Raw genomic sequence first — 10877 nt, 5'->3', positions numbered from 1 at the left:
TTAACCATGCTTGGCGATATCTTCTGCAATGGCCAGTGCTGCGGTCAGCCCCGGGGATTCAATCCCCAGCAGGTTGATCATCCCTGTGATGCCGTGCTCCTTCTCTCCCTGTATCAGAAAATCCCGATAGGGTTCTCCTGCAATAAACAGCTTGGGGCGGATGCCGGCGTAGGCGGGGGAAAGCCTGTCTGAGTTCAGCTCTGGCCAGTAGTGACGGATGGCGTCTTTGAAGTGCGGCAGCCGGGCCGAATTGATCTGGTAATCCTTGTGTTCGATCCACTCCACATCCGGGCCGAAGCGGGCCTTGCCGGCCAGGTCCACGGTGAGGTGAATGCCCAGTCCGTCTGCCTCTGGTAGCGGGTAGATCAGCCTGCGGGTGGGACTGCGCCCACTCAGGGAAAAGTAGTTGCCCCGGGCCAGTCGTTGTTCGGGGATGCGTTCTTCGGGGAAGCCGACACAGCGCTTCAGCAGCGGCACGGCATGCAGCCCAGCGGCATTGATCAGTTGTCGGCACTGTAATTCGAAAGGGCCGTCGTCGCTGTCCACATGGAGTAGAAAAAATCCAGGTTCACAGTCTATCCGGCGCACCCGGTGGCGATAGCAGAGCAGGGCATGCTGCGCCTGTGCCTGCTCGGCAAGTCGCGCCATCAGCGCATGGCTGTCGAGGATACCGCTGTGTTCGCTGAGCAGGGCTTCGTTGGTGTGGAGCCAGGGCTCCTGTTGATGCAGCCACTGCTGGCTGCAGCGGTGTAATCCGGTGGCGCCGCTGTCCAGCGCGTTGTGATGCAGTCGCTCCAGTGCGTCCTGTTGTTGTTCATTGGCGACGACCAGTTTGCTGCACTGCCGGTAGGGAATATTCTGTTCCTGGCAGTACCGGTAAAGCAGAGCGTTACCGCGCAGACACAGGCTGGCTTTCAGGGAATCTGGTGGGTAATAGAGGCCGGCGTGGATAACTTCGCTGTTGCGGGAGGAGAGATGCTCGCCAAAGCGGCTTTCCTGCTCGAGCAGCACCACGGATCTTGAGGGCGCAAGTGCACGGGCGATGGCCAGGCCGATAACGCCGGCGCCGATAATGGCGGTATCGATGCTTTCCCGTGGTTGCACAATCATCAGCCCTGAAATGACAACGCCCTCAGTGTGAGGGCGTTGTCTGTATCGGACAAGACTGGCGAGCGTTACTCGTCCACGTTGTCATAGAACATGTAGCGCGCGGTTTCGTATTGCCCGCGAGCCAGATTGAAAAGCCGGTCGAAGACCTCCGGATGCTCTGCGGCCACGTCTTGCTTCGGGGTATCGCTGTGAAGGTCATGCAGGGTGGCGTTGCTGCCATCCGCATTCATTCGCACCAGAAAATCTTTCGTCACCATGCCGTAGATGGGGTTCGGTCCCTCTCGCAGCACCACGAAATTGGCGCGATCACCTTCCGGGGCGGGGATCTGGAAATCCCGGCCCAGCGTGGTGTTGCGATAGTTGAGCCCCAGCATCCCGGCAACGGTGGGCAACACGTCTACCAGGCCGACGGATTCCTCTATGACCCTGGGTTTCAGATAACGGGGGGCATAAATGATGTGCGGAACATGGTTACTTTCCAGCCCCAGCTGGTCCATGGCCGGCATGTGGGGCAGGGTGGTGATGCGGTTACTGTGATCGCCAAAGAACACGAAGATGGTGTTGTCGAAGTAATCACTTTCCCGGGCCCATTTCATGTACTCGCCCACGTTGTAATCCAGCAGCCGTACCGCGTTGAACTGGGCCGCGCTGCGGAACCCGAACTTGGCCAGCTCTTCATCGGAGAGGTCGGTACGCGGCTGAAAGTCACCATTGTTGTCGGGGATGGTGAAAGGACGATGGTTTCCGGCGGTCTGGATGAAGGCAAAGAACGGCTGATCATCCGGCAGATCGGCGAGAATCTGGTTGGACTCGCGGAACAGTTCCAGGTCGGAAATTCCCCATACATCCACATCCGGTGCTTTCCAGTCACCTTCCTCGTGGAGTTCCAGGCCATCGATGCTTTGCTGCACCAGACCGTCCAGGTTGGCCCAGCCGGCATTGCCGCCGATGAAATAGAAGTTCCGGTAGCCGGGGAATTCATTCAGCACCGTGCGTTGGTGGCTGGTCAGGGGATTGCGGCTGGCGCTTTCTGTGGGGGCCACATCGGGGATGCCAGTGAAGGTGGCCCAGATGGTCTTGGCGGTGCCAGTAACAGGTACATAGAAGTTTTCAAATCGCCAGCCATCACGGCTTAGCTGGTCCAGATTGGGGGTGCTTTCCACCGGCAGGCCGTAGCTGCTGACGCGGCTTGCCCCCAGTGATTCCAGCATTACAAAGACCACATTCGGTGGGCGCTCATAGGTGAGCTTGTGGTTTTGCACATCCACCATTCTGACGAAATTCAGATCCTGCCTCTGATCATCGGGAATGCTGAGGTGCTCGGCCATGAGCGGGTAATACTCGGCGACCTTTTCCTTGTCGAAGGGGGACACGGGAATCAGCAGGGTATCGCGAAAGTAGAGGACCGGGTTCAGACCCAGGGCGCCGATAGCCCGGTCGCCAGACACAAAGGCTTCACTCCAGCGTAGCGGAATGGGGTTAAGGATATTGATATTGCTGACCCGGCCAAGAATGGCAAAGAAGAACAGGGCAAAGCAGACCAGAAAACCGACAGTGGCCTGGAGGCCGGAGATGCCGGCGGCGGTGCGCTGCAGCAGCTTGCGTTCGGCAACCCGGGCCAGCCAGTAACTGCCCGCCACGCCGGCAATCAGGCCAAGGGTAATCCAGATCACCGGGTAGCTTTCCCATACCATCAGGGTGGAATCCCGGGTGTCCTGCAGGAAGCGCAGGGCGGTAACGTTCAGGCGTTCACCCAGATAGGCATAATGCCCAAAGTCGAGAATATAGGTGAGGCCGAGCAGGGTCAGTGCAACGATCAGGTAGGCATGCGCAAGGACCCGCATTACTCCGCTGGTGAGCAGGTTAAAGCGGGGCAGATAGGCCAGCGCGGCAAGCGGCAACATCATCAGCAGGGCAAGGCGCAGGTCGAAGCGCAGCCCGATCCCCAGTGCGCTGAGCACGGCCTCTGAATCCACATCCGGTGTGGACGGGACTTCGGAAAAGCCGAAATAGAAAACGGCCCGCAGAATGACCATCAGGCTGAAAAACAATGCCGTCATGGCCAGCAGGTAATGCAGGCGTCGTGATTTCAACCAGGTCATGCCGATTACTCCGTACTGGCGAATCTGAAAAACTGGCGCCTATGCTACCGGGAAGGGGCGAGTGGCGCATGGTCAAATCACCGCTTTTGGCGGTTATTTGAACAAATCTCAGCAGGATGTCGTGGCAGGCTTGGGCAACGACGGGTTAATGGCTTTAACCCGCCCGGCCGCAGTGGTATTAAAGGCATTCGCTGAAGGGAGACGGAAATGAATTTTGACGAGATCCTGGCCACGGTGGATGGCCGGGGGAATGGTGTAATGCCAGAAGGCTGGGGCCAGGGCCGGGCCCTGTTCGGAGGGCTGGTCGGCGCCGTGTTGTTTGATCATCTGGAAAAAACCGTGGCTGCAGGCAGGACCTTGCGCAGTTTTTCCCTGTCGTTCGTTGCTCCCATGGCGCCGGGCCCGGTCAGCCTGCACAGCGAGGTGTTCCGGGAAGGCAAATCAGTGATGCAGGCCATGGTGTCGGCCCGCCAGGACGGTCAGGTCGTTGCTGCCATGCTGGTCAGTCTGGGCGCTGCACGCGAATCCCGGGTGCTGGTGGCGCCGCCCGCAGCACCGGCCATGCCGGCGCCTGATCGTTGTATCGAGATACCTTTCATTGCCGGTCTGACCCCCGATTTTCTGCAGCACTTCCAGATGCGCTATGCGGATGGTATGCCTCCGTTCAGTGGCAGTGAGGTGCCGGATTTCAGTGGTTATATGGGCTTTCGAACACCGCCGCAGGCCATGAGCACGGCAGCGCTGATCGCACTGGTGGATACCTGGCCGCCGTCCGTATTACCCATGTTGAAGAAGCCGGCCCCGGCCAGTTCGTTGACCTGGACCATGGAGCTGCTCGATGATCCGCGCTCGCGCCCTGCGGATACCCTGTGGCAGTATCGGGTAAAGACGGATCACAGCAGCGACGGCTACGGACAGAGCCAGGCGACGATCTGGGATGGGGAAGGCAAGGCGGTGGCGTTGAGCCGTCAGACATTTACGGTATTTGCATGAAAACAGAATTACCGCCGATCAAGGCGAAAACCCTGGGTGACAGGGTGCCACGGCGCGGGCACTGGCTGCTGGCCGGCCTGGGCCGGGTTATTCTTTCTGCCATGGGATGGCGGATTGTTGGCACACTGCCCAATGTGGAGCGCGCGGTTCTGGCGGTAGCGCCGCACACCTCCAATATGGATGGCGTGGTGGGTATCAGTGCGATTCAGTGCCTGCGAGTCCATGTGAAGTTCATGGCTAAACACACGCTTTTCGAGGGTCGGCTGGGGCGTCTGATGGTTTGGTTGGGCGGAATACCGGTGAATCGTGACAGCGCGGACGATGTGGTGGACCAGACCACGACAGTGATGCGTGAAAAGCCTTTCTGGCTGGGGCTGGCTCCAGAAGGTACACGAGAAGGGGCGGAGCGCTGGAAAACCGGCTTCTACCGGATTGCCGAACAGATGCAGATTCCCATCGTGGTGATCGGTTTTTGTTACCAGCGGCGTCAGGTTCGTATCGTCGGCAGTTTTATGCCCACCGGTGATATGGAGCAGGACATGGCCAGGATTGTACAGGCGCTGGCGGATATCGTGCCGCGCCGCCCGGATCGGCTGTCAGGTCCGTTACGCAAGAGTGGGCAAAGAAATCAGGCTTGAGCAGCGCTTTCCTCAATGTCCATGCGGTTGAGAAACTGCTGACGGCGCTGGGCCGATTGCAATGCAAAGGCCAGCGGCCGGTGCAGCTCGTTAAGCAGGGCCTCATCGGCAGCGGAAAACGGTTGAGAACCGGCCACTTCCACGATCCCCAACGCAAATTCCCCCTGATGGATCGGCCATAGTAGCAGGGTGGCAGGTTTGCGTTTTCCTTCTCCCACCTCCAGATCCAGGTAGCCTTCCGGCACGGAATGCTGCTGTATCAGCAACTTCTGGTTCAGTGCAGCACCAAGCAGGGTTTCATCCTGGGGCAGTCGGCGCCGTTCTGCTGCGCTGGCATTGAGCCCCCAGCCTGCCTGCCGGACCAGTTCCTGGTCTGCCAAGATGTAGGCGGCCCCGGCTTTGGCATCGATCTGCTCAATCAAATAGCCAAGCACCCGGTCGAGAAGCTGCTCTGGCGTCAGGTTGCCGGCAATCCGTTCCAGAAACAGGTTGAGCTGCTGTTGGCGAAGGGTGTCCTTTTCTGCCTGCTCCCGCCAGCGAGCCAGCTGCGAGGATTCACTTTCCAGGAGCAGATTGTTGGCAAAATTGCGGCGGGCACTGACATCCAGAATGTAGCCATTGAGCGCGCAGATAATCAGCGGAATGGCAAAGTACAACAGCATGGATAGCAGCGGCAGGGGCAGTTGCCGAAACAGCGCAACCAGCAGGGTCGCGGCCAGGGCGCAAAGGCAACTAATCAGGGTCTGTTGCGGTGGTAGCCGCAGGATGGAAAATCCGATAATCAGGATATAGATGGTTTCAAAAGCGGATATCTGCCCAGGGAAAAGCCCGTCGAAACGAACGGCGCCGAGCAGGGTGCCGGTGAGCGCAAGGCCCAGAGCAAGATACATGACGCCGATGGTATGGGGCTTGAGCCAGGACAGGCGAGTGCTACACCACAGGGCCACCAGTGCCACGGCGATGGGGTAGACCCCGTAATTGCGCCAGGCGACCATCTCGGTGCTATCTACCAGCAGGATTACCGGCAGTACCACCAGCAGGTACAGCAACCCGAGCAGATAGACCGAGTGGCTGATCAGGTCCCGGGCGCGCCGGTGGGCATGTTCCCGATAGCGGGCTTCCAGCTCGCCATCAAAGGTGACCAGCAGGCTGTCGAGCGCATTGCGCAGGACGCCTTCCTGGTTTTTGCTGATCGCTGCTTCCGATGCTGCTGGCATGGCGTTACCTGATTGTTATTCCATGTTGATTCGCAGGCTGTGACAGCGCAGTATTTTGACAGCCTGATTGCGAATAAACCCTGTCGCGATATTCAATAATGATCACAACCAACAGGAAGCATCATGACCGATACTGCCCGTTTTGAACAAGCCCAGAAAGATGTAAAGACTCTGGATCGCAAGCCCGGAAACGATGATCTGCTGTTTCTTTATGCCCATTTCAAGCAGGGCAGCGCCGGTGATGTGAGCGGCAAACGTCCGGGGATGCTGGATATGGTGGGCCGGGCCAAATACGACGCCTGGGCAAAGCTCAAGGGCATGTCTGCGGATGACGCCAAGCAGAAGTACATCGACAAGGTGGACAGCCTGCTGAAAAGCCATAAGGGCTGAGGGTTCAGCCCCTGGCCTGCAGCAGCTGGGCTTTGCCCAGCTGCGCTTCCCCGGCCAGGTTGCGATAGAACCGTTGCAGCTCGGGTAACTGGGCTTTCAAGGCCTGGCGCACCTGCTGCCGGGCATCCTCAATCTCAGTCTCCACCCGCTGTTTGTCCTCTAGCATCTGCCTCTTTCGTTCTTCCAATGCCGGTGGCAGAGCCGTACTGCCCAGCCTTTCCAGTCGTTCGTTGATACGTTGCAGCCGATCCCGCGCCTCAGTAAGGCGGACCTGGAGGTCTTCCGCATCCGGGGCATTGGCCAGAACTCGCTGCAGGTCAGCAATTTCCTGTTCGGTGGCGGTTTTTTCCCGTTGTGCTGCTGTGCGAAAAGCAGCATTGGAGAGATCCCGGGCGGTGGCATGCTGGATGGCGTTATGCAGGCTTTTTTCCTGCTCGTTAAGACACTTGCGCACATTGCTGGCGTTGATCAGTTTGCGGGTGGCATCCAGCACCTGGCTGTCCCGGTCACGAACCATGGCCAGCACCAGTTGATCCATCACTGTGGTGCTGTTGCCGGCAACGCTGTTGGTCAACGAGCGGTAGAGGCGGTCCGGGTCATCCGCCAGGGTTTGTAATGCTTTCATGTTTTCGGCCATCTTGTTCAGGGCCAGGTTGTAGACCGGCAGAGCCTGTTCGATGGCTCCTTGTTTGCGCCAGTCATCGCCGGCCAGCACTAGCCCGGAGACGGCCCTGGGGTTGCCGGGAAAACGCGCAGCAATGCGCACAAACCAGGTTCTGGCCCGTTCCCGGTCTCCGTCCCGGCGATAGCTCTCTGCCAGTAGCAGGGCGGCATCCACGGCGGCGGGACTGTTTTGTTCCACCTGGCTCAATTGCTGGCGGGCGAAATCGGTATCGCCATCACGTAGTGCCATGGCTGCCAGACGCAGGCGGGAATAGTTGCCGAGAATCGGCTTGTTGATGCTGCCAGCCAGGTCGTTGTAGCGGATCAGGGCAGGGGTGTGGCTGTTGCTGGCATGGGCTCCCAGAGCCTCCAGTACTTGCTGGTCACGGGTAGAGAGCACCACAGTACGCGAGGTACTAGCCCGACAGTCTACATCCACAGGAGCGGCTTGCAGGGTGGTGGGCAGCAGCGTGCCGAAAAGGAAAGAAACGGCCAGGGTGATTGCTCTCATTGTCCCATCGTTTTGTTATTGGTTATCAGGGCTGAACAGTCCGGCAAAACCGGTAACGGTTATTGCGATGGCAGTACAAATTATAAACGGTGCCTACCAGACGCAAATGGTGCGCCAACTACGGGCGGAGAGAAGGAACTGGGTCACAAGGCGGTACACAAATTTATGCATCTGAAGTAAGCCGGCCACAGTATTGCGGGAAGCAGTAAATTGTTGGTGGAGGCTTGCGGGCAAGCCTCCACCGGTAAGGATCAGAAAGCCCGGAAGTTGGCGGCAATCACAGCGAGCACCGCGGTGGCCACCAGCAAACCAATGACCATCAGGACAGTGGCAATGATGCCCAGCACCTTGCCGGCGGTAGTCATGCCTTCACCTGACGAATCCATGTTGCCGCTGCCCATGGCGTTGAGATCCTTGCTGCCCAGTATCCAGGCGACGATGCCCAGCGGCGCAAACAGCAGGATACCCAGCAGACCGAAGGTCAGCACCAGCCCGCCTCGATGGGCCGGGAGATTACCTTCGGCACGGGGCTCGACCTGAGCGGCGGCGGATGCGGGAGTGTTGCCAGCTTTGCGGCCGGCAAAGGCAGCAAACAGCAGCAGGCCGCTGATGGCCAGGTAGAACAGGTTGTAGGCGGCGGTTGCGATGATTGAGTAGGTATCTGAGCTGATTACGTCATCAAACATCCACTCCAGCAACACGAGCTGGTTGAAGATGATCCAGCCGTTTTGCAGCAGGGTAAGCAGGCCGGCGATCATCACGAGCATGGCCGCCGTGCGGGCGCGCTGCATGAATATGCCGGCCAGCACAAAGGCGGTAATGGCTACCAGGGTGCCGGGGGCGATGGCGGGGATCAGGGAGAGAAGATCAGGTCCCATAAGACATCCTTTTCGTTGGGAGTGATGAAATTAAGGGTGAGTGGAAAAACGTGACAACGCCTGTTTGAGCAGGCTTCTTACTGCCCGCCAGCGATTGACCAGCAGCGACAGGAAAATCAACGCGCAACCAGCCAGTTGCATTAGTGTCATTTGCTCACGGAACCAGGCAGCGGCCATCAGGGCGGTCCACATGGGTTCCAGAACCATAATGACAACACCATGACTTTGCAGAGACAGGCTTTGCGCATAGGTTTGCACAAGAAAGCGCAGGGCGGTACCCACGGTGGCGCTGAGGATGACCCAGATTGCCAGCTCGACGGTGGCGTTTGCTGCTGCCTCGCCCCAGGGCTCGAAAATGGCGGACAGGCTGCCCGTCAATACACCGACCACTGCCAGCACTATCGTGGTCAGGGCCAGGGCAGGGATACGCGGGTGCTCAATGGCGTTGCCGTTGCGGTCGGTGGTTGAAATAGTATTGGCGGCCCGGGTGTTGAGGTTGAAATAGAGCGCGAAGATGGTGGCAGCCGCTACAAAGAACAGCTGTCCCGCCTCCAGATGCAGTCCTTGCTCCAGTGACAACAGAGCCAGGCCCGCAGCAGCCACCGGCAAAGCCAGCCAGGTACTGCCGGGGACTGGTTCGGCAAAGATCAGTCGGGCAATCACGGGTACCAGGACCACGCCCAGGCTGGTGAGGAAGGCCCCTTCGCCCACATGCTCGGCCATGGCCAGCCCCATGACCCAGCAGCTCATGGCAATGCCGAACACGGCGCCTACCCGGACGCAACGGAGTAGTTGCTGGGCGCTGAGCCGACGTAGCTGGCGGTGGGCGACCATGGCCAGAAGGCTTGCGGCCAGCAGGAAGCGCAGGGACATGAACAGCAGCGGTGGCATCGCCAACACCGCCTCCCGCGAGAACATCCAGCTAATGGCGGCCAGCAGGGTGACCACCAGGAGCAGCAGATCGGCTTTGTGAGCTTGGCTAACAGGCACTGAACAGGATTCGCTTGGTAAAAGAGCTGGCGATGGTAGCACAGGGCCTGTGCCGGGTAACGACTGTTCAGGCGACATCTATCAGGTCAAAGTGGACACGGATTATCCTGAGCCTGGGTCGATTCATGGTGCAGACGTTGATGCTGGTGGATTACTTCAGGGCAGGAGCGAGTAGAAAGTAGCGAAAGGCCATAAACAATGTGGGCTCTGATCTTTTCGCTTCTTCCGACTCGTTACTCGCGACTTGAAGATTGCCAAGTACGAAAACGATGGTGATATGCCGTGGCGCTCCAACAGAGTGTGGCTTTATGAGTTGAGGTAACAATGTTTGCAGCCTGGCGAAACTGGCGTGACAAGCGCCGGGTCAAGAAGATGGGATATACCGAAGCAGAGTGGGATGCGGCGGTGGGCGACTGGCCGGTGTTGCAGCGCTATCAGGATGATGAACGGGCTCGCCTGCGGGATCTGAGCTTTCGCTTTCTGGCGCGCAAGAGTGTGGCGCCAGGGAACAATTTCGCCATTACCGACGCCATGTGTCTGCGTATCGCCACTATGGCCTGTGTGCCAATTCTGGAACTGGGGCTGGACTGGTATGACGGTTGGTATACGGTCATTCTCTATGAGGGCGATTTCATTCCCAATCGGCCCTGGCAGACAGAGGATGGTGTGGTCCATGCCAGCAGTCCGGTGCTGGCGGGTGAAGCGTGGCATCAGGGTCCGGTCATACTGTCATGGGAATCGGTGCTTGAAGCCGGGCAGGGCAGCAATGTTGTAATCCACGAGATGAGCCACAAACTCGATATGCGCCGCAACGGTGCCAATGGCGCACCGCCGCTGCATCCGGGTATGAATCCGCGCCAGTGGCACGAGACCTTCACGGCGGCCTGGGATCAGCTGTTCGATGATTATGAGCAGCATCGGCCCCTGTCTATTGATCCCTATGCATTGACCGGGCCGGGTGAGTTCTTTGCGGTTTGCAGCGAAGCCTTTTTTGAGGCGCCGGATTCGCTGCGCCGGGAGTGGCCGGATCTGTACCGGCTGTTGGCGCAGTTTTACCGACAGGGAGAACAGCCATGAAATTTATCTTCGAAGTGCGGGTGAAACCGGGTTTTACCGTAGAGGAATATGCTCAGGGCTGGGTGGAAGCCAGCGAAATCATTCAGCAGACGCCGGGCGCCCGGGGCACCTACCTGCATCGCAAGATCGGCGAACCGGACAAGGTGCTGGCCATTGCCCACTGGGATAGCAAGGCTCATCGGGATGCGAAGGACGATAGTCGCAGTGAAAAGGTAAAGGCGATTCTGGCGAAACACGCCAAGGTCTGCGAGGTCACGGTGATTGGAGAATTCGACGAACCGGAATGGCAGGTGCTGCCACAATAGACT

At 58.8% G+C, this 10877-nt stretch carries 11 protein-coding genes; 5 read left to right on the top strand and 6 right to left on the bottom strand.

Annotated features, from left to right (window positions below):
- A complete protein-coding gene (locus tag HUJ17_RS02740) occupies window positions 1-1110 on the bottom strand; it encodes an NAD(P)/FAD-dependent oxidoreductase (RefSeq protein WP_290509239.1) in 1110 nt (369 codons plus the stop codon).
- 65 nt (window positions 1111-1175) lie between these two features.
- On the bottom strand, window positions 1176-3212 hold the full coding sequence (locus HUJ17_RS02735; RefSeq protein WP_290509238.1) for an LTA synthase family protein: 2037 nt from the start codon (window positions 3210-3212) through the stop codon (window positions 1176-1178).
- A gap of 207 nt (window positions 3213-3419) precedes the next feature.
- On the opposite strand from HUJ17_RS02735, the gene HUJ17_RS02730 reads away from it, so the two are divergent.
- On the top strand, window positions 3420-4205 hold the full coding sequence (locus HUJ17_RS02730; protein ID WP_290509237.1) for a thioesterase family protein: 786 nt from the start codon (window positions 3420-3422) through the stop codon (window positions 4203-4205).
- Entirely contained in the window at window positions 4202-4843 is a 642-nt protein-coding gene (locus tag HUJ17_RS02725; protein WP_290509236.1) for a 1-acyl-sn-glycerol-3-phosphate acyltransferase, read from the top strand. Before HUJ17_RS02730 ends, HUJ17_RS02725 begins: the two co-directional genes overlap by 4 nt.
- On the opposite strand, the gene HUJ17_RS02720 is transcribed toward HUJ17_RS02725, so the two are convergent.
- On the bottom strand, window positions 4834-6060 hold the full coding sequence (locus tag HUJ17_RS02720; protein WP_290509235.1) for a GAF domain-containing protein: 1227 nt from the start codon (window positions 6058-6060) through the stop codon (window positions 4834-4836). The two genes, HUJ17_RS02725 and HUJ17_RS02720, sit on opposite strands and share 10 nt — an antisense overlap.
- A 123-nt stretch (window positions 6061-6183) precedes the next feature.
- Here HUJ17_RS02720 and HUJ17_RS02715 point away from each other — a divergent pair, with 123 nt between their 5' ends.
- The gene (locus tag HUJ17_RS02715) at window positions 6184-6450 is read left to right on the top strand and encodes an acyl-CoA-binding protein (protein ID WP_035244705.1); all 267 of its coding nucleotides are present in this window, start codon (window positions 6184-6186) and stop codon (window positions 6448-6450) included.
- Between the two features lie 4 nt (window positions 6451-6454).
- Here the strand turns inward: HUJ17_RS02715 and HUJ17_RS02710 are convergent, their stop codons facing one another.
- From HUJ17_RS02710 to HUJ17_RS02700, 3 genes are all read right to left on the bottom strand, one after another.
- The gene (locus tag HUJ17_RS02710) at window positions 6455-7624 is read right to left on the bottom strand and encodes a tetratricopeptide repeat protein (RefSeq protein WP_290509234.1); all 1170 of its coding nucleotides are present in this window, start codon (window positions 7622-7624) and stop codon (window positions 6455-6457) included.
- 251 nt (window positions 7625-7875) lie between these two features.
- Window positions 7876-8502, bottom strand: a complete 627-nt coding sequence (locus HUJ17_RS02705) for a hypothetical protein (RefSeq protein WP_290509233.1) — start codon at window positions 8500-8502, stop codon at window positions 7876-7878.
- A gap of 30 nt (window positions 8503-8532) precedes the next feature.
- Window positions 8533-9492, bottom strand: coding sequence for a DMT family transporter (locus HUJ17_RS02700; RefSeq protein WP_290509232.1), 960 nt, complete (start codon window positions 9490-9492; stop codon window positions 8533-8535).
- 324 nt (window positions 9493-9816) lie between these two features.
- On the opposite strand from HUJ17_RS02700, the gene HUJ17_RS02695 reads away from it, so the two are divergent.
- Together HUJ17_RS02695 and HUJ17_RS02690 are read left to right on the top strand one after the other, a co-directional pair.
- Window positions 9817-10569: a M90 family metallopeptidase gene (locus HUJ17_RS02695; RefSeq protein ID WP_290509231.1), complete on the top strand. Its 753-nt coding sequence runs from the start codon at window positions 9817-9819 to the stop codon at window positions 10567-10569.
- Window positions 10566-10874, top strand: coding sequence for an antibiotic biosynthesis monooxygenase (locus HUJ17_RS02690; RefSeq protein ID WP_290509230.1), 309 nt, complete (start codon window positions 10566-10568; stop codon window positions 10872-10874). Before HUJ17_RS02695 ends, HUJ17_RS02690 begins: the two co-directional genes overlap by 4 nt.
- Window positions 10875-10877 lie beyond the last annotated feature (3 nt).

The organism is Alcanivorax sp., from assembly GCF_014762765.1.
In the GTDB taxonomy this organism is placed as follows: Bacteria; Pseudomonadota; Gammaproteobacteria; order Pseudomonadales; family Alcanivoracaceae; genus Alcanivorax.
This window is presented reverse-complemented; position numbering and strand designations above follow the sequence as displayed.